General features: G+C 72.5%; 21 protein-coding genes. 9 read left to right on the top strand and 12 right to left on the bottom strand.

Annotation, left to right across the window (positions count from 1 at the left end; all coding sequences use genetic code 11):
• Nucleotides 1-224: 224 nt before the first annotated feature.
• Entirely contained in the window at nt 225-1,133 is a 909-nt protein-coding gene (locus tag E0L36_RS08365) for an alpha/beta hydrolase (protein WP_180928177.1), read from the top strand.
• 22 nt (nt 1,134-1,155) lie between these two features.
• Nucleotides 1,156-2,046 carry a virginiamycin B lyase gene (locus E0L36_RS08360; RefSeq protein WP_180928176.1) on the top strand — a complete coding sequence of 297 codons (891 nt, stop codon included), beginning with the start codon at nt 1,156-1,158 and terminating at the stop codon, nt 2,044-2,046.
• 526 nt (nt 2,047-2,572) lie between these two features.
• On the opposite strand, the gene E0L36_RS08355 is transcribed toward E0L36_RS08360, so the two are convergent.
• Complete coding sequence (locus E0L36_RS08355) at nt 2,573-2,986, bottom strand: hypothetical protein (protein WP_180928175.1); 414 nt, start codon at nt 2,984-2,986, stop codon at nt 2,573-2,575.
• A 352-nt stretch (nt 2,987-3,338) separates the two neighbouring features.
• Between E0L36_RS08355 and E0L36_RS08350 the strand changes: the two genes are divergently transcribed.
• Complete coding sequence (locus E0L36_RS08350; RefSeq protein WP_180928174.1) at nt 3,339-5,231, top strand: alkyl/aryl-sulfatase; 1,893 nt, start codon at nt 3,339-3,341, stop codon at nt 5,229-5,231.
• An 85-nt stretch (nt 5,232-5,316) separates the two neighbouring features.
• Here the strand turns inward: E0L36_RS08350 and E0L36_RS08345 are convergent, their stop codons facing one another.
• Nucleotides 5,317-6,558, bottom strand: coding sequence for an MFS transporter (locus E0L36_RS08345; RefSeq protein WP_180928173.1), 1,242 nt, complete (start codon nt 6,556-6,558; stop codon nt 5,317-5,319).
• A gap of 133 nt (nt 6,559-6,691) precedes the next feature.
• On the opposite strand from E0L36_RS08345, the gene E0L36_RS08340 reads away from it, so the two are divergent.
• The 4 genes from E0L36_RS08340 to E0L36_RS08325 are packed head-to-tail and all read left to right on the top strand — an operon-like array spanning nt 6,692 to nt 10,846.
• On the top strand, nt 6,692-7,819 hold the full coding sequence (locus E0L36_RS08340) for a thiolase family protein (RefSeq protein ID WP_180928172.1): 1,128 nt from the start codon (nt 6,692-6,694) through the stop codon (nt 7,817-7,819).
• Complete coding sequence (locus tag E0L36_RS08335) at nt 7,816-8,631, top strand: crotonase/enoyl-CoA hydratase family protein (protein ID WP_219636130.1); 816 nt, start codon at nt 7,816-7,818, stop codon at nt 8,629-8,631. Before E0L36_RS08340 ends, E0L36_RS08335 begins: the two co-directional genes overlap by 4 nt.
• On the top strand, nt 8,628-9,794 hold the full coding sequence (locus E0L36_RS08330) for an acyl-CoA dehydrogenase family protein (protein ID WP_180928171.1): 1,167 nt from the start codon (nt 8,628-8,630) through the stop codon (nt 9,792-9,794). The genes E0L36_RS08335 and E0L36_RS08330 overlap by 4 nt, the downstream gene beginning before the upstream one ends.
• Nucleotides 9,794-10,846 (top strand): acyl-CoA dehydrogenase family protein, encoded by a 1,053-nt coding sequence (locus E0L36_RS08325; protein ID WP_180928170.1) that lies wholly within the window; start codon nt 9,794-9,796, stop codon nt 10,844-10,846. The genes E0L36_RS08330 and E0L36_RS08325 overlap by 1 nt, the downstream gene beginning before the upstream one ends.
• A gap of 151 nt (nt 10,847-10,997) precedes the next feature.
• Here the strand turns inward: E0L36_RS08325 and E0L36_RS08320 are convergent, their stop codons facing one another.
• From E0L36_RS08320 to E0L36_RS08310, 3 genes are read right to left on the bottom strand one after another with little or no spacing between them, the layout of a single operon-like run.
• Complete coding sequence (locus tag E0L36_RS08320; RefSeq protein WP_180928169.1) at nt 10,998-12,350, bottom strand: CynX/NimT family MFS transporter; 1,353 nt, start codon at nt 12,348-12,350, stop codon at nt 10,998-11,000.
• Nucleotides 12,347-13,279: an alpha/beta hydrolase fold domain-containing protein gene (locus E0L36_RS08315; protein ID WP_180928168.1), complete on the bottom strand. Its 933-nt coding sequence runs from the start codon at nt 13,277-13,279 to the stop codon at nt 12,347-12,349. The genes E0L36_RS08320 and E0L36_RS08315 overlap by 4 nt, the downstream gene beginning before the upstream one ends.
• Nucleotides 13,276-15,003, bottom strand: a complete 1,728-nt coding sequence (locus tag E0L36_RS08310; protein WP_180928167.1) for a class I adenylate-forming enzyme family protein — start codon at nt 15,001-15,003, stop codon at nt 13,276-13,278. The genes E0L36_RS08315 and E0L36_RS08310 overlap by 4 nt, the downstream gene beginning before the upstream one ends.
• An 82-nt stretch (nt 15,004-15,085) precedes the next feature.
• Here E0L36_RS08310 and E0L36_RS08305 point away from each other — a divergent pair, with 82 nt between their 5' ends.
• Nucleotides 15,086-17,074: an NAD(P)/FAD-dependent oxidoreductase gene (locus tag E0L36_RS08305; protein ID WP_180928166.1), complete on the top strand. Its 1,989-nt coding sequence runs from the start codon at nt 15,086-15,088 to the stop codon at nt 17,072-17,074.
• 35 nt (nt 17,075-17,109) lie between these two features.
• Here E0L36_RS08305 and E0L36_RS28220 read toward each other — a convergent pair whose 3' ends face one another.
• The 7 genes from E0L36_RS28220 to E0L36_RS08270 form a co-directional block, all read right to left on the bottom strand.
• On the bottom strand, nt 17,110-18,381 hold the full coding sequence (locus E0L36_RS28220) for a TetR family transcriptional regulator (protein WP_180928165.1): 1,272 nt from the start codon (nt 18,379-18,381) through the stop codon (nt 17,110-17,112).
• Between the two features lie 213 nt (nt 18,382-18,594).
• Entirely contained in the window at nt 18,595-18,903 is a 309-nt protein-coding gene (locus E0L36_RS08295) for a MazG-like family protein (protein WP_180928164.1), read from the bottom strand.
• Between the two features lie 340 nt (nt 18,904-19,243).
• Nucleotides 19,244-19,780 (bottom strand): MarR family winged helix-turn-helix transcriptional regulator, encoded by a 537-nt coding sequence (locus E0L36_RS08290; protein WP_180928163.1) that lies wholly within the window; start codon nt 19,778-19,780, stop codon nt 19,244-19,246.
• 55 nt (nt 19,781-19,835) lie between these two features.
• Nucleotides 19,836-20,474 (bottom strand): SRPBCC family protein, encoded by a 639-nt coding sequence (locus tag E0L36_RS08285; RefSeq protein WP_180928162.1) that lies wholly within the window; start codon nt 20,472-20,474, stop codon nt 19,836-19,838.
• Nucleotides 20,475-20,511: 37 nt separating this feature from the next.
• A complete protein-coding gene (locus E0L36_RS08280; protein WP_180928161.1) occupies nt 20,512-22,923 on the bottom strand; it encodes a xanthine dehydrogenase family protein molybdopterin-binding subunit in 2,412 nt (803 codons plus the stop codon).
• Between the two features lie 5 nt (nt 22,924-22,928).
• Nucleotides 22,929-23,492, bottom strand: a complete 564-nt coding sequence (locus E0L36_RS08275) for a (2Fe-2S)-binding protein (protein ID WP_180928160.1) — start codon at nt 23,490-23,492, stop codon at nt 22,929-22,931.
• Entirely contained in the window at nt 23,489-24,358 is an 870-nt protein-coding gene (locus E0L36_RS08270) for a xanthine dehydrogenase family protein subunit M (RefSeq protein ID WP_180928159.1), read from the bottom strand. The genes E0L36_RS08275 and E0L36_RS08270 overlap by 4 nt, the downstream gene beginning before the upstream one ends.
• A gap of 560 nt (nt 24,359-24,918) precedes the next feature.
• Here E0L36_RS08270 and E0L36_RS08265 point away from each other — a divergent pair.
• Complete coding sequence (locus E0L36_RS08265; RefSeq protein WP_180928158.1) at nt 24,919-26,073, top strand: TetR family transcriptional regulator; 1,155 nt, start codon at nt 24,919-24,921, stop codon at nt 26,071-26,073.
• Nucleotides 26,074-26,136: the final 63 nt, after the last annotated feature.

Genomic DNA, 26,136 nt, shown 5'->3' with positions numbered 1-26,136 from the left:
TCGGAACGTTCGGGGCACCACCGCGATGACGGACGAGGAGCCGCTCGCGCCATCCTCCGCGTCAGCGAGGCACGTCCACGCGTGCTCCGAACGGACGTCGCGACCGCTTTCGCCCGCCAGATCGGCGCCGACGCACCGGCCGGACCGCGACCGGGAGTGCCCCGCACCGACGCCCCGTGGGAAAAGCCGTTGCGCTCGCGACTCCGCGCGTACAGGGTGCGGTGGTGACCGGAACCGAGATCGAACTCCCCGTCACGGACGGCGTGCTGGCCGGTGTGGACTTCGGCGGCCGCGGTGCGGGCGTGCTGCTCGTCCACGGCAGTGGGCACAACGCCGCGGCGTGGACGGACGTGGCCGCGCGGCTGGTGGGCACGTGCCATCCGGTCGCCCTCGATCTGCGCGGCCACGGGCGGACCCGGCTCGGCTCCGGCGGCCCCGAGCGGTACTGGCGGGACATCGGCGACGCCGTCACCGCGCTGGGGTGGGACCGCCCCGTGCTGGTGGGCCACTCCACCGGCGGGTACGCGGTGACGGCCGCCACCGCCGCGGGGCTCGTGGAACCGGCCGCCCTCTGCGTCGTGGACGGCGTGGTGCTCGACGACCGTGCCGCCTCGCTCCTGGAGCACGCCGCCCTGCGGACCGGCGAGGCGGCGGACCGGCTGCGGGCCACGTTCCGCTACGGCTGGGAGGCCAGCGACGACCAGCTGCGGGCCCATGTCGAGCGGTGCGTGCGGGAGGCCGGAGAGGACTGGCTCAACGCGGGAGCACGGCCCGGACTCGTCGGGGAGGTGACGCGGCGCTCCTTCACCCGTCGCGGCTCCCGGTGGGTGCGGCGGCCGACCGTCGAGGAGATCGCGAGCGTCACCGCCCTCGACCCCGGCGCGGAGATCCTTCCGTCCGTCGACGTGTACGACCGCCTCAGCTGCCCGCTGACGGTCGTGCTGGCCGAGGACGGCTTCCACGCCGCACGGCGCGACGAGGTGCGTGCCGTCGTCGACGCCGCCCCCGACCGTGAGCTGGTCGAGGTCCGCTCGAACCACAACGTCCCCATGACCCGGCCCGCCGACCTCGCCGCGATCGTGCTCGGCCTGGTGCGGAACCGCGTCGCGGCACCGGCCGGGAACACCGACTGACCCGTCTCGACGAGGAGTTGCCGTGCGCCCTGACGCCCCGGCCATCAAGGAGATCACCGTGGCCGGGAAGGGGGCTGGTCCCTACGGTGTCGCGGCCGGACCGGACGGCGCCCTGTGGCTCACCCTCGCGCACGCTGGCCGCGTCGCGCGGCTCACCCTCGACGGCGCACTCACCGAACACGCCCTGGACGCGTCCGGCTGCCTCCCCACGGTGATCGCTCCGGGGCCCGACGGGGCGATGTGGTTCACCCGGTCCCGGGACCACCGCATCGGCCGCGTCACCACCGACGGGGCGACGGAGTCCTTCCCCGTACCGACGCCCGGCGGCGGCCCCTTCGGGATCGCCGCCGGTCCGGACGGTGCGATGTGGTTCACGGAGATGAACGCCGACCGGCTCGGCCGGATCAACGGCGCGGGGGAGATCACCGAGTTCGCCCTCCCCCTCGCGGGTGCCCTCCCCTCGGCGATCACCGCGGGCCCCGACGGGGCGCTGTGGTGCACCCTCAACCAGGCGAACGCGATCGGCCGCCTCACCCTCGACGGGGAGTTCGTGTCGTACCCCCTCCCCACCGACGGCGCCGCCCCGGTGGGCATCACCAGCGACGGCGCCGCCCTGTGGTTCGTCGAGATCGCGGCGGGCCAGGTCGGCCGGATCTCGGTGGACGGCGGGATCAGGGAGTTCCCGCTCCCGGACCGCACGGCCAGACCGCACGCCATCGTCGCGACCGCCACCGGGGAGTGCTGGTTCACCGAATGGGGAGCCAACCGCGTCGGCCGCGTCACCGACAGCGGCGAGATCACCGAGTACGGCCTGCCGTCACCGTCGTCCGAACCGCACGGCATCGCCCTGGGCCCGGACGGCGCCCTGTGGGTGGCCCTGGAGACGGGAGCCGTCGCACGGGTGGAACCGTAGCCACGGCACGAGCACGAGCACCGGGCCGCCGGGGCGTGCCGGAGTCGCGGAGGCGCTTCCCGCCGATCCGGGAGGCGCGGTGGGACCGGCCGTCGCGTGACCGCGGCGACCGCTGGAACTGACCGTCCCCCGACTCCCTCAACCGGCGTGTGGAGCGCCCCGGCTGACGGTCGTGTGCGGTGGTGGCCGTGGCGGGTCAGCCGATCGCGCGGGTGGGCTGGCTGGCCGCGCCGGAGCGTCTCCGGATGGCGGTAGACGTAGACCCGCTGAACATTCCGCGCCCTGTCCACCGAGCGGGCTCATCACCTGGTCCTCACCGGTGGTGCCACGGGTACCGACGGAAGAGCTGCGCGAGGGGCGCGGAACTTGGGGAGGCACAAATTATCGTGATGCTTCCCCGAGAGGACCCGAGGGCCCCGCTGACAGATGAGCGGGACCCTCTTCGTACCGTGTGGACCGCGAGGCGTTCAGTTCCCGGCAGCCGGTTCGGCGCTAACCGCCCGATCCGAGTTCAGTCGCCATCTACTTATGCCCAGTCCGAGCAGGAGTTGAGCTGCTTGTTCTTCTTGTCGAACCTGGCTATCTGCATGCCAGCCTCGAAGATTCCCCTGTCGTCCTTGGCTGTCGTTCTCACGACGACCGTCTCACCATGGCCGCCGGCGTTCATGCGCCAGGGCCAGTAGTGAGTGACGTCACCATGCCGCTTCGTCACCAGACGCATTTGGACGTGATGGCCGTCCTTTCTGCTGTCCGTTATCTCCATGTGTACTTTTATCTTGGCTCCGGGATTGGTCCAGTTGTCTATCTGAAGATACCCTGATGCGCCTTCCGTGGTGCACCCGGCCGCCACAGGGGAAACGGCGGCCGCCGGGGAGCTTCCAAAGCTCAGCACTAGGGCCAGGGATAACGCAAAGCCACCGACGTACTTCCTGTATGCCATCTGCGGAGAATCCCTCCTCTTGAGGAATCACAAGTTTTCCACAGCTTGATATACGAACGATGGACGGTGAAACCGGCTGCCTCGGCCGGTAATTCACTGGGTCTCCAGGGCAGGCCGGGCACGCACACCCACAGCGGGGCACGGACAACCGGGACGGGCTTCCGTCACCGAACAGCCGCGTCCGCCGTCGCTGGCGGGCCGTGGCGGCCCCCGGGCCCCGGAAGCGGTCCTCGGTGGCGGCGGCACCGCGTGTCCGGAAAGGGATAGTTGACACCGATTTGCAGCTCCGTCAGCCTGCGACTGGCGCTCTACCGGAGGGCCCACAGCAGCGAACAGAGAGGCAGGAGTCCGCATGGCCTCGGCGCCCAAGCCCGCTCAGCCGTTCGTCACCCAGCAGCAGACCGAGGTCCGGGAGCGTCTGCCGTTCGCGGACCGGCAGGACTTCGAGGACGCGGCCCGGGGGCTGATCGCGCGCCGCGAGCCGGGCGTGGTCACCGCCGCGGACGGACGCGTGGTGTGGGACAACGACGCCTACGCCTTCCTGGAGGGGGACGCCCCCGACACGGTCAACCCGAGCCTGTGGCGTCAGTCCCAACTCGTCGCGCGGCAGGGTCTGTTCGAAGTCGTCGACGGCATCTACCAGGTTCGCGGCCTGGACCTGTCGAACGTGACCTTCGTGGAGGGGACGACCGGCGTCGTCGTGATCGACCCGCTCCTGTCGACGGAGACGGCCGCGGCCGCGCTCGCCCTGTACCGCGAGCACCGGGGCGAGCGCCCGGTCACCGGCGTCGTCTACACGCACTCCCACGTCGACCACTTCGCCGGGGTCAGGGGCGTCACCACGCAGGAGGAGGTGGACGCGGGACGTGTCCCGGTGCTCGCCCCGGAGGGGTTCACCGAACACGCGGTGGCGGAGAACGTGTACGCGGGCACCGCCATGGCCCGCCGCGCGGCCTACATGTACGGGGCGGCGCTGGCCCGCGGCCCCCGGGGCCAGGTCGGCGCCGGTCTCGGGCAGACCACCGCGACGGGCACCGTCAGCCTCGTTCCGCCGACGGTGGAGATCACGGTGACCGGGCAGCGGGAGACCGTGGACGGCGTCCGAATGGTCTTCCAGCTGGCGCCGGACACCGAGGCGCCCTCGGAGATGCTCATCCACTTCCCCGACCACAGGGCGCTGTGCACGGCCGAGGACGCCACTCACACACTGCACAACCTGCTGACGCTGCGCGGCGCCGTGGTGCGGGACCCGCGCAACTGGTCGCGGTACCTCACCGAGTGCATCGACCTGTTCGGCGAGACCACGGACGTCGCGTTCGCCTCGCACCACTGGCCGACCTGGGGCCAGGAACGCGTGCGGCACTTCCTGGGCGTCCAGCGTGATCTGTACGGCTACCTCCACGACCAGAGCCTGCGCCTGATCAACAGGGGCTGGACCGGCGGCGAGATCGCCGAGCATCTCCGGCTTCCGCCCGCTCTGGAGCGGGCGTGGTCCGCCCGCGGCTACCACGGTTCGGTGAGCCACAACCTCAAGGCGGTCTACCAGCGGTACATGGGCTGGTTCGACGGCAACCCGGCCCACCTGTGGCAGCACACCCCGACGGAGGCGGGGAAGCGGTACGTGGAGTTCATGGGCGGCGCCGACGCGGTGGTCGCCAAGGCCCGCGCCTCCCTCGAAGGGGGCGACCCGCGCTGGGCCGCCGAAGTCCTCAACCACGTCGTCTTCGCGCGGCCCGACCACGCCACGGCGCGTGAACTGCTGGCCGACACCTACGAACAGCTCGGCTACGGGGCGGAGAACGGCACCTGGCGCAACTTCTTCCTCTCCGGCGCGGCCGAACTGCGTGACGGCCGGTTCGGAACCCCCACCGTCACCGCCTCCGCCGACATCCTCGCCAACCTCGGCCCCCGCCTCCTGTTCGACGCGCTCGCCGTGCGGATCAACGGCCCCGAAGCCTGGGACGAACGCCTCGCGATCGACATCGTCCTCACCGACACCGGTGAGAGGTTCCGACTGCGCCTGGCCAACGGCGTGCTCACCCACACGGCGGCTCCGCGGCGGGACGCCGCCGACGTCACCCTGACCACCACCACCCGGCAACTGCCCGCCCTCGCCCGGGGCGACCTGTCACCGGAGACGCTCGCCGCCGCGGGCCTCCAGGCCGACGGCGACACCACGGCGCTCGACCGCCTCGCCGCCGTCCTCGACCCCGGTGACCCCGACTTCCCCCTCGTCACTCCCTGAGCCGCGCTTCCCGCCGGGGTCGCCCGCGCCGGTGGGCGGTGGGACACCGGCGGGGTCGACGTGGGCGGGTCGCGCGGGAGGCGGCTCAGGTCGTCAGTTGCTTCCCGTTGGTCTCGGTGAACGTCCAGGAGAGCGCGGCGAGGCAGCCGAACATGATCCCGGCGGCGAGGACGATCGGCTGGTAGCCGAAGCTCGGGACCAGCGCGGCGGCCACGATCGGGGGGAAGAACGACAGGCTGCGCGCCAGTTGCAGGGACGAGGAGACCGCGGTGGCCCGGATGTCGGCGGGGAACGACTCACTGAAGAGCGCTCCGAAGACGGCCGGGCCGTTGGCGCCGACGAAGAAGGCGAAGAACACGACGCGGACCCAGGTGCCGCCGTCGAGGAGCTGGTCCCAGGTCGCCACGAGGGCGAGACCGCTGACGAAGGCCAGCAGGGACAGGAGGAACAGCGTCTTCCGGCGGCCGAGGCGGTCGCTGAGGTACGAGCCGATGAAACAGCCGACGCCACCGGCGACGGCGGTGAACAGCAGCCAGGTCGACGCGCTGGTGACCGAGGAGCCCTGTTCGACGAGGTAGGACGGCAGGAATGACGCGATGCCGTAGTACGCGAAGAACTGGAGACTGGCGGCCAGCACGCACAGCAACCACACCCGCACGATGGCCGGGCTGATGCGGGTGCGCTCGGCCCGGCCCTCGCTGGTCTGCCGCACCCGGCTGGCCCAGACCTCGGACTCCGGCGTGTGCCGGCGCACCCAGAGCGCGAACAGGACGGGAAGCCCGGAGATGACGAACGTCCAGCGCCACCCGATCTCGGGCATCAGGTATCCGCCGACCAGGGAGCCGGCCACGATGCCGACGTAGACGCCACCGTAGAGCAGCCCACTCCACCAGCCACGGCGGTGCGGCGGGACGATCTCGGCGACCAGGGTCTGCCCGACGCCGTACTCCCCGCCGATGCCGATGGCCGCGACGCAGGTCAGGATGAGGAGGACCTCGTAGCTGGGGGACAGGGCGCGAGCGAAGGTGAACACCGAGAACATCGCGATCGTGATGATCAGAACCTTCTTGCGGCCGATCCGGTCGGCGAGCCATCCGAACAGCACGCCACCCACGCCCATGAACAGCAGCTGCATGCCGAGCAGCAGGCCCACCTGGCCCGATCCCAGGTCGAACTCCTTCGCGATCGGCACGACCAGCAGTGTCATCAGAAAGACTTCGTAGTAGTCGAAGATCCACCCGATGAGGGCGCCGAGGAAGGCACCCCGTTGCGCGCGGTCCAGACCCCTGGATCTCGCTGCCGGAATGTGTGAAGTCGTCGTGCTCACTGGACTACCGCCTCCTGCTTGAACTGCGAAACACCACCTGAGGGGGGAGGTATCAGCGGACGCTACACCTGTGACCCCGCTTATGTATACTGACTGGACAGAATCTTTTGCTGAGCCTGAAGTGGAGCTGCGCATGGCCGATGTCTACTTGGTCGGGGGAATGCGATCACCGTTCGTCCGACGTGGGGGCGTCCTGGCGGACGTCCACGCGGCCGACCTGCTGGCCGCGGTGACCACCGCGGCGCTCGACCGCTGTGGCGTACCGGCCACGGACGTCGACCAGGTCATCACCGGCTGTGTGACCAAGGTGGGAGACCAGGCCAACAACGTGGGCCGTACCGCGTGGCTCACCGCTGGCCACCCCGCCGAGGTCCCGGCGGTGACGGTGGACGCCAAGTGCGGTTCGAGTCAGCAGGCGGTCCACTACGGCGCTGGCCTCCTCGCCTCCGGCGCCGCCGACGTGGTGGTGTGCAACGGAGTCGAGCAGATGACCCGTAACTCGCTGGGGGACGACGCCCGTTCGGGCGACCGCGACCCGTACGGCGCGGCGTACCGCGACCGGTTCGAGGTCACCGACCAGGGGGAGGCCGCCGAACGGATCGCCGACCGGTGGGGCCTCGACCGGCGCGCCTGCGACGATCTGGCGGTCGCCTCCCAGGAGCGGGCCGCGGCGGCGATCGCGTCGGGGCGCTTCGACGACGAGGTCCGGCCGGTCGGCGAAGCCACCGTCGACACCGGTCCCCGGCCCACGACGCCGGAGTCCCTCGCCGCGCTGACCGCCAGGTTCCGTGCCGACGGCGTACTGACGGCCGGCAACTCCTCGCAGATCACCGACGGCGCCTCCGCGGTGATCCTGGCGTCGCGGACCGCGGTCGCGCGCCTCGGCCTGGCGCCACTGGCCCGGGTGACCCACCAGGTACTCGTCGGCGTCGACCCGGTGCTGAAGCTCACCGGCCCGATCCCGGCGACCCGGCGCGTCCTGGAACGGGCGGGCGTCGCACCGGCCGGCCTCGCGCTGGCCGAGGTCAACGAGGCGTTCGCGAGCGTGCTGGGAGCGTGGCTGAAGGAGATCCCGGTCTCCCCCGACGTGGTGAACGTCAACGGTGGCGCGATCGCGCTCGGCCATCCGGTCGGTGCCACGGGCACCCGGCTCCTGCTCACCGCGGCGCGCGAGCTGCGAAGCCGCGGCGGCGGCCGGGGCCTGGTCACCATGTGCTGCGGTGGCGGGCTGGGAACGGCGACCCTGCTGGAGGCGGCGTGACCGACCACCGCGATACAGCCGTGAGCCAGGACGAGCCGCTGCTGGTCGAACGCTCGGGACACATCGAGACCTGGACCCTGAACCGGCCGGACCAGCGCAACCCGATCACCGACTCCGACATGATCGCCGCGCTGCTGGCCGCCGTACGCCGGGTCGACGACGACCCCGACGTGCGGGCCGTCGTCCTGACCGGTGCCGGGCCAGCGTTCTCGGCGGGGGGCAACATCAAGGAGATCCGCGCTCGCGGAGGGATGTTCGGCGCCCCGCCGTACCAGGCGGCGCAGATGTACCGGGACGGGGTCCAGACGCTGGCCCGCGCCGTCTTCGAGTCCCCCGTACCGATGATCGCCGCCGTCAACGGCGCCGCCGTCGGCGCGGGATGCGACCTGGCGTTGATGTGCGATCTGCGCGTCGCCGCCGACGACGCGTTCTTCGCCGAGAGCTTCGTCAAGCTCGGGCTGATCTCCGGCGACGGAGGTGCCTGGCTGCTCCAGCGCGCGATCGGACCGGCCCGGGCGGCCGAGATGACCCTGACCGGCGACCGGGTGGACGCGGCGACGGCCCTCGCGTGGGGACTCGTGTCGCAGGTCCATCCACGGGACCAGCTGCTGGCGGCGGCGACCACGCTCGCCGAACGGGTCGCGGTCAACCCGCCCCTGGCCGTACGCGCCGCCAAGCGCCTGCTGCGGAGATCGGAGTCGGTCGACCTGGCCGGCGCGCTGGACATCGCCGCGAACCTGCAAGCCCTCATGCAGCACACCGAGGACCACCGCAGGGCCGTCGACGGCACGACGACGTTCCACGCGTCATGACGCCCCCGTCGCTGCCCCGGCCGCTGCCCGCCGTCGTCGGGAACGACCAGACCGGCGAACTGCGCCGGCGGGTACGCGCCTTCCTCGACGAGGAACGCGCCGAGGGCCGTTTCGAGCCGCGGGTCAACAGCTGGATGGACGGCTGGGATCCCCCGTTCTCGCGGCGGCTCGCCGCCCGTGGGTTCGCCGGGATGACCGTGCCGACGCGTTACGGAGGCGCGGGACGGACCTTCCTCGAACGCTTCGTCATCACCGAGGAACTCCTCGCCGCCGGTGCGCCGGTGGCCGCTCACTGGTTCGCCGACCGGCAGGTCGCTCCCGCGCTCCTCGCGTCCGGCACCGAGGAACAGCGAGCGGAGCTGCTTCCCGGCATCGCGGCCGGTGAGCTGTCGTTCGCGATCGGCATGAGCGAGCCCGACTCGGGCTCCGATCTCGCCAGTGTCCGTACCCGGGCCGTCCGTCGCGACGACGGGAACTGGGTGATCACCGGGACCAAGGTGTGGACCTCGGGCGCTCATCGCGCCGACCGGCTCCTGCTGCTCGCCCGGACCGCTCCGGGTGACCCCGCGGCCCGTCACGCCGGGCTGAGCCAGTTCGTCATCGACCTGGCGACCCCCGGTGTCCACGTACGCCCGGTCCTGTCGATGGACGGAGAGCACCACTTCAACGAGGTCGTCCTCGACCAGGCTGTCGTGCCCTCGACGTCCCTGCTCGGCGTCGAGGGCGAGGGGTGGCGGCAGGTGACCGCCGAGCTGGGCTTCGAGCGCAGCGGCCCCGAGCGCTTCATGTCGGCGCACCAGCTCCTTGAGGAAGCGGCGCGGGACGCACGCGGTCACGATCGCGCGCGGCGCGGGAGCGTGCCCGCCGACCTCGGCCGTTCCCTCGCCCGCACCGCCGCGCTGCGGGCGCTGTCGATGTCCGTCGCGGCCGCCATCACCGCCGGAGAGGACCCCAGAGTGCACGCCTCGTACGTCAAGCTCCTCGGCACTCAGCACGAGCAGCAGCTGGTGGAGAACGCCAGTCTCGAAGGACCGGCCCTGGACGCGGACGGGTTGCGCCCGCACGTCGTCGCCGGGCTGCTGTCGCGTCCGACGTACACCTTGCGCGGCGGCAGCAACGAGGTCCTGCGCGGGATCATCGCCCGCGAGATCGGAGCCCGGTGATGACCGTCTCTCCCGCGCCAGACCGTGACCTGGCCGCCCTGGTCGACGACGTCCTCCGTGGCGCCGAGCACCCCGGCGAGTGGCGGGCCGGACTCGACCGCCCGTTCTGGGACCGGCTCGCCGAGCTGGGCCTGACCACGCTCCTGTCCCGCCAGGGCGCGGGGTGGGCGGAGACCGCCCTCGTCGTCGCGGGCGCGGCGGCACGCGGCGTCGTGCTCCCCGTGGCCGAGCACGACGTCCTCGCCGGGTGGCTCGTCTCGGGCACCGACGCCGAGGAGGACCTGGACGGACTGCTGGTACCGGTGGTCGTGGACGGGACCGGTCGGGCCCGCGCGGTGCCCTGGGCGCCCCAGGCCGACAACCTGGTCGTCCTCACCACCGGCGAGGAACCGCGGGTGTTCGTCGTACCGGCGGCTGAGGTGCTCGTCTCCGAGAGCGTGGACCTGGCCGGCCGGCCGTGCGCCGACATCGAGGTGCCGCTCGGCCAGCTGAGCGGGACGGGTGAGTCCACCGGAGGGCGCGTCCGCGAGGTACCGGCGCCGCCGGGGGCGCACACGGCCCTGCTGCGACGACGACGCCTGGTGCGCTGTGTGCAGATCACGGCGGCGATGGGCGGGGCGCTCGACCTCGCCATCCAGTACGCCCGGGAGCGGGTCCAGTTCGGCCGGCCGCTCACGGGCTTCCAGGCGGTCCAGCACCTCCTGGCCGACGCCGCAGCCGAGCACGCGCTCGCGTCCGCGGCCACCGCCGCCGCGCTCGCCCGAGCCGACCGGGAAGTGGCGGCCGACCCGATGACGCTCGGGCGGCACATCACGGTGGCCAGCTCCGTCGTGGCCCGGTCGCTCGGCGTCGTGTCCCGCGACACACACCAGGTCCTGGGCGCCATGGGCACCACGGTGGAGCACCCGCTCCAGGCGGTGCTGCGCCCCGCCCTGGCCTGGCGTGCCGAACTGGGCGACGTCGTCGACCTGGAGCGGTCACTCGCCGAGGAGGTCATCGCGCACGACGGGACGGTCTGGGACTGGATCACCGGGTCGGCCTCCCGGGAATGACTCCCGAGCCGGGGTGGGGCCCGCTGGCCGTGCGGTCGCCCGGCGGTCCGCACGGTGCGGCCGGTCGGTGGGGCGGCGGGGCGGGTCGGTGGGGCGGCGCTCCGGGCCGCGTGCGCGGCCCCTCGGGTCAGGGCGTCGGGCGCCGGACGCGTCAGGACGCGGCGCCGTCCGGCTCGGACAGCGATGGTGCCGTCGGCTGGGCTCGGCGCGCCGCGATCCGGCGGACGGCGGCCAGCTGGGTGGCCGTGAACACCAGGAGGTAGGCGATGACCAGCAGCAGCGGCCACCGCCACCCGCTCGTCGCCTCGTGGAGCGCGCCGACCGCGAACGGTGTGGCGGCACTGAGCACGTATCCCGTCCCCTGCATGAAGGCGGAGTACTCCGCGGCCCGCTGGTCGGACTCCGACACCCGCATGATCAGCACGAACAGCGCGGTCAGTCCGGCACCTTGGGCGAGCCCTCCGAGCGTCGCGGCGAGGAGGTGGAGCTCGGGGCCGAGAAGCAGGACGATCGGGCAGGCCAGCCAGAGAGCCGCTATCCCCGCGGTCACACCGCCCCAGGAGACGGTGCGGAGGGCGACCGAGAGCAGCAGGGCGCCCGCGATCGCCAGCACCTGGAACCAGGAGGTGACAGCACCGGCACGGGACTGGCTGAGCCCGGCGTCGTCCCGCAGGATCTGCGGCAGCCAGGCCGCGACCGAGTAGTAGGCCGACACCTGACCGGCGAAGGCGAGCGCCAGCAGCCAGCCGACCGCGGTGCGGCGCACCGGCCTGGCGCTCGTGGCCGGGGTTCCCGAGGGCGGCGCCGGTGCGGCCGGGTCCTCCGAGGGCTCGTGCCGCGCGGAGCGCGCGGCCGGGACCGTCGCCCTCCGGGGCCGAAGGGTGGTGAACCACGCGACCATCGCGAGGAGGCTGACGAGCGCCCACGCCGACAGGGCCCACCGCCACCCGAGCCACGCGGCCAGCGGCGCGACGGAGAGCGTCGCGGCCATCGCGCCGATGTTCATCGTGCCCGTGTAGCCGGAGGTCACCACGGCCTGATGACGGGGCGTGGTCTCCCGGCGGATGATCGCTGGTGCCACGATGTTCCCGACGGTGATGCCGAGCCCGATCACCACCGACCCGGCGAGCACGCTCGCCCAGGGACCGGCCGAGCGGACGGCGAGTCCCGCGGTGACCGTCGCGAGCGCGACCAGCAGCGCGACGTCGAACCCCACCCGTCTGACGAGCGCCGTGGCCCAGGGCGCGCTCAGGCCGAAGCACAGCACCGGGATGGTCGTCAGGAGACCGATCTGCGCGGAGCCGAGACCCAGGTCGTCGCGGATGTCGTCGGCGATCGGCGCCACCGAGAGAAACGGGGCGCGGAAACTCAGCGCGCCGACGAGCAGCGCGGCGAGGACGAGCCACGGGGTGGCCCGGCCCCGGGCGGGCCGGGCGCCGAAGGCGCCGGAGGAGAGGTCACCGGTGCCGCGGGTGCCGCGAGGCGGGGAGGGCGGCCGCTTCACGCTGCGGCTTCGTCCAGGAACGCGCCGACCGCCGCGAGCGCCCCGCTCGCCTCCGGCAGTCGCGGAGCGAAGGCGTGCCAGACGTGGATCATCCCGTCCCACCACTGCGAGTCGACGGATGCCCCAGCCCGCCGTGCCCGGTCGGCGAGCAGCTGCGCGTCGCCGGCCAGCCCCTCGTTCGGGGACGCCTGGACGAGCGTGGGGGGAAGGCCGTGCAGCGGCCCGAGAACGGCGGAGGCGGCGGGATCACTGGGCGACCGCGAGCCCAGGTACGCGGTGACCATCCGCTGGAGCAGCCAGCGCGGAAGCTGGGGGTCGTAGGGCGCGTTGGCGTCGATGCTCGGGGCGACGAGCCGGAGGTCGAGCAGGGGCGAGAGCATCACCAGGGCGGTGATGGCGGGTCTTCGACCGGGTATCTCCCGCACGGCGCGCTCGGCGCCGAGGGCGAGCGCGCCGCCCGCGGAGTCCCCGGCGAGTACCAGCGGGTTCCGGCCTCCCTGGCGCCGGTCGAGCTCCAGCAGGGCGGGGAGGATCGCGGTGTGCTGTCCGGGGAAGGTGACCTCGGGGGCGAGCGGATAGTCGAGGACGAGCACCCGCCGGCCGGTCGCGAGGGCCAGGTGCGTCGCCAGGGGGCGGGTCGTCGCCAGCGATCCCATGATGAATCCCCCGCCGTGCAGGTACACGATGACCTGCTCGGACCGGACCTCGGCGGGCAGGAGCCACTCCGCGTCCATCCCGGCCAGCAGCACCGGTTCCACACGCACCGAGCGGGCGGTCGGGCGCGTGGCGGCGGCTTCCTCGTAGCGTGCGCGATGTGTCGACTCGGGCCACTCCGGCTGGGGCGCGTGCCGGTACAGGGCGCGTACGAGACCGTGGACGCTCGGCTTCAGGACGCTCAGCGCCTCCGGCGTCGGGGCGGACGTCGTCATGAGACCGCGCTCGCTATCTCCTGCGGCCCCGGGGTGTCCGGGGTGTCGCTGGCGTCCCCCAGCAGCGCTTCACGGAGACGGAACTTCTGGATCTTCGTGGCCGACATCGGCCACTCGGTCACGAACCGCACGGCCCTGGGCACCTTGAAGGCCGAGAGCCGCTGTCCACAGAACGCGATCAACTCGTCCTCGCCCGTGGTGTGTCCCGGCCTCAGCTCGACGAACGCGACGGGCACCTCGCCCAGGCGCGCGTCGGGGACCGGTACCGCGGCCGCCATCGTCACGGCGGGGTGCTTGAGCAGGACGTACTCGATCTCGGCGGCGCCGACGTTCTCACCGCCGACCTTGAACACGTCCTTCAGCCGCCCGAGGTAGACGAGGTCGGTGCCGTCCCACGTCCCGAGGTCGCCGGTGTGGAACCAACCCTCGTCATCGACGGGCGGGACGGGGTCGCGATGGTAGCGGCGCAGCACCGGGCGGCCCCTGACGACGATCTCGCCCTTCGTGCCGGGGGCGACCGGAGTGCCCGCCGGATCGACGACCCGGACCTCGACGCCGTCGAACGGGTGCCCCGAGGTCGTCGCGCGCGACCGGGGGCTGTCGCCCATGTCGTGGTAGACGCCCACCCCGCCCATCTCGGTGCAGCCGTAGCAGGACACCTGGACGGCGCCCGGGAGCGCGGACTGCACCCGTTCGAGCAGTGCCTGGGGGCCGATGGCGAGGATCCACCGCAGGGCGCTCAGGTCGCGTTCGGCGAAGCGCGGCGCGTCGAGAAGCGCGGTGATGAGCGTGGAGAAGGCGGGGTAGGCGGCCGTCACACGCTCGCGTTCGAGGACGGCCAGCGCCTCCTCGGCCTCGAAGTGGGCGGTCGAGCAGAACGTCGCGCCGACGTCGAGCGCGCCCAGCATCGGCAGGAGGCCGCCGGTGTGGAAGAACGGCAGTGGGTCCCACACGACGTCGCCCGCGCCCACCCCCATGGCCGCGGCGGTGTGGCGCGCGGTTGCCAGGAACGCGTCGAGGTCCAGCACACAGCCCTTGGGGTGCGAGGTCGTCCCCGACGTGTAGATGAGCAACTGCTCGCGACCGGCCGCGCCACCGCCGACGAGGCCGTCTCCGGCCGGGGGTTCACCGGTGGGACCACCCGTGGGAGCCGTCGGCTCGGTGCCGTGCGCCGTCGACGTGTCGAGCCAGGTCGTCGCGGGTTCGGCCCCTCCTGGCGCGTCGGGTGGGCGCACCGCGACGACCCGAAGGCGTGGCGCCTGCCTCTCCCACATTCCCGAGGTCGGGCCGCCGGGCTGGACTTCCCCCGTCGTGGGTTCCGTGGGCAGGCCCGCGGCGGCCCCGGGCAGCGCGCACGAGAGCCGGTGGAGGAGGTCGGGTCCACCTTCGCGGTGGCTGGTGGTCAGGATCGCCTCGATGTCCGAGTGCTCGACCACGTAGCTGATCTCGTCCGAGCGGTACCGGGTGTTCAGCGGGACGACCACGACGCCGCGCTCCCAGGCGGCGAGCAGACTGACCACCATCTGCGCCGAGTTGTGCGTCAGCAGGCCCAGCCGTGAACCGGCACGCAGGCCGAGCGAGGCCAGCACGGCCTGTTCCTGTTCGACCTGGTCAGCCAACCGCGCGTAGGTGAGACGGCTGTCGTCGATCACCAGCGCCTCGTGGTCGCCGTGCTGCCTGAGCCGGTGCGTCAGGGACGTCACCGATCCTGCGGGGTCGCGCATGGCTTGCGTTCCTCTCCTGAGTAGCCTCACCGATCGCCGTGTATCCTGACCGCTCAGGATACTTTAGACCAGGGAGGCGGACATGGCGATAGCGCGCGGAACAGCGGACGACGCCGAGTACGTGACGCGGCAGACCGGCGTCGGATCCAGCGGAGGTCCCGTCGACGTCCGCCGGCTCGACCGCGCGCTGGAAGACGCCAACATCCCCACGCTGATCTCGGTGCTCGCCCATCTCACCGGCGAGGAACGCTGGCTCCGGCGACCCTTCCGCCCGACCCGCACCAAAGGTCTGTCCGAGCACGCGGACGGCGGGCTCGACGGCGGGACCCAGGCGACGGTGCGGCGCGCCGTCCGTGATCTCCTCGTACGAACCCCGCGTCCCGCACCCGCCCCGCTCAGCGACGAACGCCTCGCCGCGATCATGAGCAACTGCATGGGCGAGGAGGTGCCCCTCCAGTACGCGGGCCTGATGCGCGAGGAGATGGGCCTCGAACCGCGCTTCGACCCCGAGCGGCTCCGGCGCTGCGAGCGACGCGACGACTACTCGGTCACCATCGTCGGGGCCGGGGCCTCCGGCCTCTGCATGGCGATCCAGCTCAAGCTCGCCGGTATCGCCTTCACCGTCCTGGAGAAGAATCCCGACCTCGGCGGCACCTGGTTCGAGAACCGGTACCCCGACTGCGGGGTGGACACCCCCAGCTACTGGTACTCCTATTCGTTCAACCCCGGAAACTGGGCGCGCTATTACAGCAAGCGCGACGACGTCCACGCTTACTTTCGCGAGACCGCCGAGCGGTTCGGAATTCTCGAACATATCGAGTTCGACACTAAGGTCGACCGTGCGGAATGGAACCCCGAGTCCGCTACGTGGACAATCCAGGCCAGTCGCGGGGACGGAACCCGGTCCACGCACCGGTCGAGCTTCGTGATCAGTGCCGTCGGCCAGCTCAACATGCCGAAAACGCCCGAGATACCGGGCGCGCCCACCTTCACCGGACGCCAGTTCCACTCGGCTCGGTGGCCCCACGACCTCGACCTCCGCGGCAAGCGGGTCGCCGTCATCGGGACCGGTGCCAGCGCCATGCAGCTCGTACCCGCCATCCGCGACGAGGTCGCGCACCTCACGATCTTCCAGCGATCACCGCAGTGGGTCGCCCGCAACACCGAGTACACCCGCGAGGTCAGCGACAGCACCCGGTACCTGATGGAGCACGTTCCCCACTACGCCGCCTGGTACCGCATGCGGCAGGTGTGGGCGTTCGGCGACAAGATCTTCCAGTCGCTGGTCGTGGATCCCGCGTGGGCCGGCACATCCGACGCGATCAACTCGGTCAACGAGGGGTACCGCTCCTACTTCACGAAGTACATGCGCGAGCAGCTCGCCGGCCATCCCGACCTCCAGCACAAGGCCATCCCGTCCTACCCGCCCTTCGGTAAACGGATGCTGCTCGACAACGGCTGGTTCGACACCCTGAAGGCACCCCACGTCGAGTTGGTCACCGACCGGATCACCGGCATCGAGCCTGGCGGTGTCGTCACCGGGGAAACGGTCCATGAGGCGGACGTGATCGTGTACGCGACCGGTTTCGAGGCCCTCAATCTCCTGGGATCGCTTGAGGTCGAAGGTCGCGACGGCGCGACGCTGCGGGACCGGTGGGGCGACGACGACGCCCGCGCTTTCCTCGGGATGACCGAGCGCGGTTTCCCCAACCTGTTCTTCCTCTACGGCCCCAACACCAACCTGGGGCACGGGGGGAGCCTGCTGTTCATCGCCGAGTGCCAGGCGCGCTACATCCTCGACCTCCTCGCCCAGGTGATCGACGAGGGCACGCGCGCGGTGGAGTGCCGCCAGGACCTCCGTGACCAGTACAACCGGGACATCGACCGGGCCCATGAGGCGCTGATCTGGACCCACCCCGGGATGAGCACGTGGTACCGCAACAACCGCGGACGGGTCGTCACCAACTCGCCCTGGCGCCTGCTCGACCTGTGGGAGATGACCCGGCACGCCGACCTCTCCGAGTACGACACCGACACGTTCGGCGGCGGCCCCGGGCGTGAGTCGGCCTGAGCGGCCGGACTCGCGCGCGGACGTCGCGGGCGGCGCTACGGGGCGGTGACCCGCACCGGCACGACGAGGCCGTTGAGGAACATGTCGGCGTACATGGCCCCGGCCGTCGCGGCGTCGACCCGTCCTGACGGGTCGAACCACCGGGCCATCCAGTTCAGGGCCCCGAGGGTGGTGAGGGCGGTGACGCGCGAGTCGAGGTCGCGGAAGATCCCCAGGCGCTGGCCCGCCTCGACGATCTCCGCGACCCCGCCGACGTAGCGCGCCCTGAGCTCTTCGATGACCTGGGCGTGCGGCCGGGAGAGGTAGCGGGACTGGCCGACGAAGACCCGGACGGAGTCCCACTCGGTACTCATGACGACGGCGTGCCGCGCGATCACGTGGCGCAGCACCCGCTCCGGGTCGTGGCCCGCCTCCTCGCGCCAGCGGTCGAGGTTGGCCAGGCTCGCCATCGCGAACTCGTGGTGGATGGCGAAGAGGAGGTCTTCCTTCGAGCCGATGTGGTAAAAGAGCGCGCTCTTGTTGACACCGGCCGCGTCCGCGATCTGCTGCGTGCTGGTCTCGCTGAAGCCGGCGGTGGCGAACAGTCGCGCGGCCGCCCGCAGCGCGGCCGCGGGAACCCTGGGCGGCTCGCCACCCGACTTGTTCGCGGGGGCGGCGGGGGCGAGCCGCGACCAGCCCGCGCCGTCCGTCGCCGGCGGCTCGGCGAACGCCTCACCGGAGCGCAGGCCCGACAGCAGCAGGGCGGTCACCTGCTTCGTCACCTGCGGCCCCGTGAGGTGACCGCGCGGACGGAACCACTGGTACGCGCTCGCCAGGGCGCCGAAGATCCCCGCGGCCACGACCGCGGCGTCCGGTGAGCGCAACCGGCCCTCCCCCGCACCGTCACGCAGGATCACCCGCAGACGGGCCTCCAGCTCATCGCGGCGCCCGACGAGGGTCGACCGGTCGTCCGCGTCGAGGTGGTACTCCTCCTCGAAGAACACCCGTACGCTCCGCTGCCGCTTGATGATCACGGACAGGTAGGCGCGGAGGAAGTTGTCCAGTCGCGTGACGACGTCGACGTCGGAGTCGGCGTCCCCCACCGTGCGTTCGGCGGCTTCGAGGAACCGCTCGTGGATCAGCAACAACAGTTGCGGCTTGCTCGCGACATAGCGGTACAACGTCCGCTTCGTGATCCCGACCGAGGCGGCGACATCGTCCATCGTGGTGCCGCCGAAGCCACGCTCGTCGAAGAGACGGGTGCCCGTCTCGACGATCTTGGCAAGCCGTCGCTCCTGCGCCTTGGGGGCCCTAATTGCTTCACGCACGCGTGGGAACTCCTTTCGATGCCAACTCCCGCGTCCTCAACAGAGCGCCGACGGGCAGTTGAAAAGCATCTCATCCTGGCCGCCCCGGTATCGCGCCGTGGGCACGGTTCGAGGCGCTGCCACCGCACCGGACCCGGTGAACGGGCCGCCGACCTCGCGGGAACCGGACCTCCTGACGGGACGCCCTGACCGACGGCGCCCTCCCGCCGGAGTTCACAGGTCCCGGGCGGCGATCCGCCGCAGATGTTCCTCGAAGACGGCCTGAGCGTCGGGGTTGAGGCGTCGCAGGGCGACCATGCCGGTAACGATCACGTCACACACCTCAGCCTCCACATCCTGCCAGGTGTGGGAGCGACCCTTGCGGGGGTTCTGGCCGGTCGCCCCGATGACGGCCTCCGCGACCTCCCCGGCCTCCTCCTGGATCTTGAGGATTTGCAGGATCCGCCGCTGCTCGGCGGGGAGCGTGCTGTGCGCGTCGAGGCGAGCGGTGAGGCGGACGATGGTGTCCCACGGGTCGGTCACGAGTCCTCCAACGACGGGTTCCGGAACGGGAACCCTAGAACGACCTCGCCCAGCACCCGGCGCCCCGCACGGGGCCACGACACCACCTCGGGGGACAACGGTTCCCGGCCTGCGCGCCGGACCACGGCCGCGCTTCTCCCCTCCCGGGATCCGCCCCCGTCGGACCGGAACCCCCGGGCACGGCGTCAGATCGGCCCCAACCGCGGGCGGTTCGGGCGGAGGAGGCTGTCCCGGGCGGCGGCGTTCCCGGTCCGCCGGTGGCCGGGTGGCGCGGGGAACGCGGGGACACCCGATCGACGGCCACCGTCGGCCGGGGGCTCGGACAGCGGGAACGAGGGCGTCAGGAGGCCACGCCGTCCGGGGTGTCCGAGGAGAGGATGGAGTCCTCCAACTTGCGCAGGAGACGCGCGAGTTGACGGCGCTCCGCCGGGGAGAGCCCGCTGAGCATCCGGTGCTCGTTGTCGAGGTGCTCGGCGAACACCTCGTCGACCTTGGCGAGGCCCGCCTCCGTGAGGCGCGAGTAGACCACCCTGCGGTCGTCCGCGTCGCGCTCCCTGACGATCAGCCCGTCCTTCTCCAGGCGGTCCATGCGCAGGGTGACCCCGGCCGACGAGACGAGTCCCTGGTCGGCGAGTTGCCCGGCGGTCAGGCGGTACGGCTCGCCGGAGCGGCGCAGCGCGGTGAGCACGTCGAAGCCGGCGACGGAGAGTCCGTGCCGGTCTGTCGACGCGACCAGCTTGGCGTTGTACCGAAGGAACGAGCGGTGTAGCCGGGCGAGGACCTCCAGCGGAGAGGTGTCCAGTCCGGGCCGCTCCCGCGACCAGTCGTCGATGACCTGCGCCACGGCATCACGTCGCGCCGCCCTCCGTTCAGCCATCCCGTCCCCTCGACCGCTCCCCGAGTGGGCGCGACGTCCTACGCCCCTGAAAATCCTACTCCTGAAGCGGATTCTTTCCGAACACACGCCCACGGACGACACGGAGCACGGCGATCGTGACGAGCACGGCCACGGCCGGAACCGCGGCCTTCCGCAGGAGGACCGGCAGGGCGGCCGCCCCGAGGTCCGCCGCCTCGGGCTCCCGGTCCGGCGAGGAGAGGGGCGAGTGAGGCGCGGCGGGCGCGGCGACGGCCGGCTCCCTCAGCAGCTCCTCCAGGCGGTCGGCGAACTGGCGCACGAGGCGGTCGCCGACCTCGGTCATGATGCCGCGGCCGAACTGGGCCGGGCGGCCGGTGACGTCGAGGTCGGTGCTGACGCGGACCCGGGTGCCCGCCGGGTCGGCGGCGAGCGACGCGGTGACGGTGGCTGACGCGGTGCCCGCCCCGCGGGTCTCGCTGCCGGTGAGGTCGAGGACCATCGAGCGAGCGTCCTCGTCACGGGTCACGCGGCCCTCTCCCGCGTAGCTCATCTGCACCGCGCCGACCTTCACCCTGACGCGTCCGGTGAAGGCGTCGGCATCGAGCGTGTCGAGGACGGCGCCCGGCATACAGGGAGCCACCCGGCCGAGGTCGAGGAAGAGCCGCCACGCCTCGTCGGGTGTGGCCGGGACGGTGAAGGAGTGGTCGAGTCGCATGGGTGGGTGTCCAATCGTCGGGTGGTGCGGCACCGCGTCAGCGGCCGCTCGTGGGCTGGTCGGCCGCGCGGAGCAGGTCGCGTACGCGGCTCGGGGAGAGCGGGCCGCGCCGGACGACCACGCCGAAGGGGCGCAGCGCGTCCTCGACGGCGTTCGCGAGGACGGCCTGTGGGGCGATGGCACCGCCCTCGCCGAGGCCCTTGACCCCGAGGTCGTTCATCGGGCTCGGGGAGTGGATCTCGTCCAGGTCGGGATCGGGGATCTCGGACGAGGTCGGCACCAGGTAGTCCATGTAGGTGCCGGTGCGGGGCTGGCCGTCGGGGCCGTAGAGCATCTCCTCGTAGAGCGCGCCGCCGATGCCCTGGGCGATACCGCCGGTGACCTGGCCGTCGGCGATCATCGGGTTGACGATGACGCCCGCGTCGTGGACGGCCACGTAGTGCAGGATCTCGGTCTCTCCGGTGTGTTGGTCGACCTCGACGACCGCGGCGTGCGCCCCGCTGGAGACCGCGAAGCCGGGCGGACGGAAGTGCACGGTCTCGCTGAGTTCGGTGCCGTGCCGCCCGTCGGTGGGTTCGGGGGTGCCGGGGAGGGGGGCCCGGCCGGCGAGTTCGGCCAGGGTGAGGGCCGGTCCCTCCCCGGTCCCGGCCATGACGGCGCCCTCGCGCAGCTCCAGGCCGTCGGCGGGGACTCCGAGCCGTCGGGCCGCGGCTTCGATGATCTTCTCGCGGACGAGGCGGCCCGCCCGGTGCGTGGCGTTCCCCGCGTTGACGAGAGCGCGGCTGGCGATGGTGCCGACGCCGAAGGGGGTGGCGAAGGTGTCACCCCCCACCACGTCGACGGCGTCGAAGGGCACCCCGATCGCGTCGGCGGCTATCTGGGCCATGGAGGTGCGGTGCCCCTGGCCCTGCGAGGGCGTGCCGATCGCGAGCCTGACACGGCCACGGGGCGTGATGTCGACACGGGCGGTCTCGAACGGGCCGAGGCCGGTCGCCTCGATGTACATCGCGAAGCCGATCCCGATGTGCCTGCCATCGCGCGCGCCCTCGCGCTGCCGGGCGCGCACCCCTTCGACGTCGGCCTTCGCGACCGCGCGCCGCAGCAGCTCGGGAAAGTCCCCGGAGTCGTACGACTGCTGCTTGCCGGAACGGTCCACCAGGCCCGTGGCGTACGGCATCTCGTCGGGGCCGACGAGGTTGCGCGCCCTCAACTCAGCTGGCTCGATGCCGAGTTCGACGGCGAGACGGTCCATCGCGCGCTCCATCGCGAAGACGGTCTCAGGGCGGCCCGCTCCCCGGTACGGGGTGGCGAAGGTGGTGTTGGTGAGGACACCGACGACGTCGATGTCCACGTGCGGGATCCGGTAGGGGCCGAGGAGGTGGCACACCGAGTTGTAGGGCACCACCAGGCCGGTCATGTTGTACGCGCCGACGTTGACGGTGATGCGGTCGCGGACGGCGAGCAGACGGCCCTCCTCGTCCGCCGCGAGTTCGATGCGGTGGATCTGCTCGCGGGCGTGCGAGGCGGCCGTCAGGTTCTCGTTGCGGTCCTCGCGCCAGAGCACGGGGCGGCCGAGGACGCGTGCCGCGTGCGGGACGAGCATCTCCTCGACGTAGAGGATGCCCTTCTGGCCGAAGCCGCCGCCGACGTCGGTGGCGATGACGCGGACCCGCTCGGGGCCGAGGCCGAGCGTGTGCGCGATGGCCTCGCGTACCCGGTGCGGGGTCTGGGTGTTGGACCAGACGGTCAGCTCGCCGCTGTAGGGGTCGACCTGGGCCGAGATCGCGCGGGTCTCGATGGGCGAGGCGACGTAGCGGTGGGCCTGGAACTCCTCGCTGACCACGGTGTGGGCCGAGGCGAACGCGGCGTCGGGGTCGCCCACGCTGGTGGCCACCGCGACGGCGGTGTTGTCGCGGAGGTCCTCGTGGAGCAGCGGTGCGCCGTCGGTGACCGCGCGGTCCGGGTCGACGAGCACGGGCAGGGGCTCGTAGCGGACGTCGACGAGTTCGAGGGCGTCCTCGGCGAGGTAGCGGTTCTCCGCCAGGACGACCACGACGGGCTGGCCGACGTAGAGGACCTTGTCCGTGGCGAGGAGCGGCATCGGGGTCATCGCGACGTACGGGTCGAGCAGGGTGGCGAGGTCGGGCGGGGTGCGCAGCTCCTCCCTGTTGAGCATGTCGGGCAGTTCGGCCACGTCCTCTCCGGTCCAGACCGCGACGACGCCGGGAGCGGCGAGGGCCGCGGTGACGTCGATCGAGCGGACACGGGCGTGGGCGTGGGGGCTGCGCAGGAAGGCGGCCTCGGCCGCGCCCGGCAGGGCGACGTCGTCGACGTAGCGGCCGTTTCCCCGCAGGAGCCGGTCGTCCTCGACCCGTGGGACGGCGCGGCCGGACCAGGTGCCGCCGGACGGTGCCGGCTGGTGGGGCGCGAGGGGCGGTTGCTGGGACACGCGGGTCACTCCCCCCGCTCGGCGCTGTCGGCGAAGCGCTCGTCCAGCGCCTGGCACACGGCACGGCGAATGTTGCGGTAGCCGGTACAGCGGCAGAGGTGGCCGCTGAGGGCGTCAGCGACGTCCCCCGCGCCCGGCCGCTCGGGCTGTTCGGACAGGGCGGTGGCGGTCATCACGAATCCGGCGGTGCAGAAGCCGCACTGCATGCCGTGGCACTCGTGGAAGGCCCGCTGGACGGGGGTGAGCGGCGCGTCCCCGGGGGCGAGGCCCTCGACGGTACGCAGTTCGGTACCGCCGCACTGCACGGCCAGTGTCAGGCAGGAGCGCGCGGGGACACCGTCGACGAGGACGGTACAGGCGCCGCAGACACCGTGCTCGCAGCCGACGTGGGTGCCGGTGAGGCGGAGCCGGTCCCGCAGGAAGTCGCTGAGCAGCAGCCGGGACTCCACCTGGGCGGTGACGGGGGCACCGTTGACGGTCAGGGAGATCTCGTGCCAGCCGGAGGGTTCGGCGAGTGGCGGCGGCACGGTGTGGACGGCCGCCGGGGCGGTGGTGGGTTCGGGGGTCATGAACAGCGCTCCCAGGCGTGGGTACAGGCACGGACGAGGAGGTGGGCGGCGGCCTCGCGGCGGTAGGCGGCCGTGGCGTGGACGTCGCCGGCGGGATCGAGCCCGGCGAGCGCGGCGGACGCGGCCGCGTCGAGGGCGGCGGCGCCCGCGTCGCTGCCGGTCAGCGCGTTCTCGACGGCGGGCAGCCGGACGGGGACGGGGCCCGCGCCGCAGAAGACCGCGCGGGCCGCGGCGACCGTGCGCCGGTCCGGCGCCCGGCGCAGGGTGACGGCGACACCGACGGTGGCGAAGTCGCCGTGTCTGCGGGCGAGTTCCTCGAAGGCCCAGCCGTCACCGGCTCGTGGCGGGATGACGGTCTCGGTGAGGAGTTCGTCGGGCTCCAGGGCCGTCTGGAAGGTGGCGACGAAGAAGTCGGCGGCGTCGACGGTACGGGTGCCGCCAGGTCCGGCGACCACGAGGCGCGCGTCGAGAGCGAGCGCCGCGCTGGGCAGTTCGGCGGCGGGGTCGTGGTGCGCGAGGCTGCCGCAGACCGTGCCGCGGTGGCGGATCGGCGGGTGGCCGATGTGGCTGATCGCCGCCGCGAGCAGCGGCCAGCCCTCGCGTACGGCGGGGTCGGCCGCGACCCGGGCCTGCCGGACGGCCGCCCCGATGCGCAGGGCACCCGACGCGTCCACGTGGAGCCGGTCCAGGCCGGGGACGCGAGTGATGTCCACGAGTCGTTCCGGGCGGGCGAGGCGCATGCTGAGCATGGGGATCAGGGACTGGCCGCCGGCCAGGACCTTGGTCTCCCGCTCCTCGTCGGCGAGCAGGGCGAGCGCCTCGGGGAGGCTGCGGGGAGCGCTGTAGTCGAAGGGTGTCGGTTTCAAGCGGCTTGCACCATGCCTCTCGGACGACGCATCTACCTAATGCCTGAAATGATTCACACTAAAGTTTCTTCTTGGCAAGAGGGTTCGGGAGATTCGCCGCACTCCCGGTGTGCGACCCGCGGCACCTGTCCCGACGAGGCAACGACGGGCGAGCCCCTCCGCGCACCGCGTCGTGACCCCGCCGGTCAGCCCGGCACCCAGGGCCGCGCCCCGCACGTCGCGGGTGCGTCGGCGCCGCTCCCCGGTCGGCGGCGACCGCCCGCGGAGAGGGAGCACGCGGCGTGAGCGGCCACGGAGGACCGCCTCGCCGGGCATGCCCCGGGGAGACGGCGGCCTTCCGCGCGGCGGAGGTCGTCGCGCCAGGGCGGGGCGGTGGCGGGCGGACCCGAGCGGGCCAGGGCGGGGCGGCGGGCCTCGCGCGACACTTTTGAACGGCCGTTCCAAACAGCCGTGTTGGACCGCCCTGACGAGTCCCGGGGCGTGCCGTGGGCGCGTGCCCCGGACGCGTGCCGCCGGTGCGAACGGCACCCGGTTTATGAACACTCGTTTAATCTGAGACCGTGAACGCAGCGCACCACACCCCCACACCCCCCACACCCCCCGCGCCCCGCCGCGGCCGTTCCCACGACCCCGAGGGGCGGCGCGGCGCCGTACTGGAGGCGGCCCGGCGCCTGTTCGCCGCCCGGGGCTACAAGGACGTGGGCATCCGGGCCATCGCGGCCGAGGCGGACGTCACTCCGGGACTCGTCATGTCGTACTTCGGCTCGAAGGACGGCCTGTTCCGGGAGATCGTCAGCAGTGGGACCGGCGTCACCGAGGGCGTTCTCGACGAACCCTCGGTCGGCCGGGAGGAGTTGCCGCGGGCCCTGGCCCGCGACTATCTCGACCGCTGGGACCGGCTCCACGCGCACGACCCCTGGCCGGCGCTGATCCGCTCGGGTCTCAGCCATCCGCCCAGCGCGGAGCTGCTGTCCACGATCCTCGACCGCCAGGTCAGCGAGCCGCTGAGACGCCTGCTCGGTGGCCATGACGCGGCGGAGGCGCGCATCGCCATGATCCGCAGCGTCCTGTTCGGCGTGATCATGGAGCGCTATCTCTTCGCTCACGAACCGGCCAGATCGGTGCCGACGGACACGCTGGAGCCCCTGCTCGCGGACGTTCTGACGGCGGCGCTGACCGGGCGGTCGCCCGAGCCGGGCCCTGAGCCCGACCCCGGCCGCGAGCCCGACACCGGCGCTGACACCGCGCGCCAGCCGCCGGCTTCCCCCACCCCCGGCGCGTCCGGCCCGGCCGTCTTCGCCGCGCTCAACGAGTGCACCACGCGGTACCGGACCCTGATCGGCCGCGTCGTGAAGCGGCACGGCGTCAGCCTGGCCGCCTTCGAGGTGCTGGCCGCCCTTCGGGCGGCGGGCGCCCCCTACCGGCGCACGATGGGCGAGATCGCCGCGGCCGGCGCGGTCAGCGCCGGCGGTGTCACCCAGCACGCCGACCGGCTGGAGGAGGCCGGCCTCATCACCCGCGAACGAGACGGCCAGGACCGCCGCATCGTGCGTCTGCGCCTGACCCCGGCGGGGCTCGACCTGGTCGGCAGCGTGTCCGAGGAGCGCCGCGGCCAGGAACGGGAGCTGCTCGCGGGCCTGGTCCCGGGTGACCAGCGGCAGCTCGCCGCGCTGCTCGACGGCCTGCGGCGGTCACTGACCAGCCGGCCGACGTAGCGGGCCGGGCCCCCGCGCCCCTGGCGGGAGGCCCGGCCCCGAACATCCCGGCGCACGCCGGGG

It is taken from the genome of Streptomyces sp. AJS327 (genome assembly GCF_013450295.1).
Lineage (GTDB): Bacteria > Actinomycetota > Actinomycetes > Streptomycetales > Streptomycetaceae > Streptomyces.
This window is presented reverse-complemented; position numbering and strand designations above follow the sequence as displayed.

What these genes read in the sequence shown, in the direction of transcription:
- E0L36_RS08355 (WP_180928175.1), bottom strand. Translation starts at nt 2,986, where the DNA reads ATGGCATACAGGAAGTACGTCGGTGGCTTTGCGTTATCCCTGGCCCTA.
- E0L36_RS08350 (WP_180928174.1), top strand. Translation starts at nt 3,339, where the DNA reads ATGGCCTCGGCGCCCAAGCCCGCTCAGCCGTTCGTCACCCAGCAGCAG.
- E0L36_RS08340 (WP_180928172.1), top strand. Translation starts at nt 6,692, where the DNA reads ATGGCCGATGTCTACTTGGTCGGGGGAATGCGATCACCGTTCGTCCGA.
- E0L36_RS08330 (WP_180928171.1), top strand. Translation starts at nt 8,628, where the DNA reads ATGACGCCCCCGTCGCTGCCCCGGCCGCTGCCCGCCGTCGTCGGGAAC.
- E0L36_RS08325 (WP_180928170.1), top strand. Translation starts at nt 9,794, where the DNA reads ATGACCGTCTCTCCCGCGCCAGACCGTGACCTGGCCGCCCTGGTCGAC.
- E0L36_RS08315 (WP_180928168.1), bottom strand. Translation starts at nt 13,279, where the DNA reads ATGACGACGTCCGCCCCGACGCCGGAGGCGCTGAGCGTCCTGAAGCCG.
- E0L36_RS08310 (WP_180928167.1), bottom strand. Translation starts at nt 15,003, where the DNA reads ATGCGCGACCCCGCAGGATCGGTGACGTCCCTGACGCACCGGCTCAGG.
- E0L36_RS08305 (WP_180928166.1), top strand. Translation starts at nt 15,086, where the DNA reads ATGGCGATAGCGCGCGGAACAGCGGACGACGCCGAGTACGTGACGCGG.
- E0L36_RS08290 (WP_180928163.1), bottom strand. Translation starts at nt 19,780, where the DNA reads ATGGCTGAACGGAGGGCGGCGCGACGTGATGCCGTGGCGCAGGTCATC.
- E0L36_RS08285 (WP_180928162.1), bottom strand. Translation starts at nt 20,474, where the DNA reads ATGCGACTCGACCACTCCTTCACCGTCCCGGCCACACCCGACGAGGCG.
- E0L36_RS08275 (WP_180928160.1), bottom strand. Translation starts at nt 23,492, where the DNA reads ATGACCCCCGAACCCACCACCGCCCCGGCGGCCGTCCACACCGTGCCG.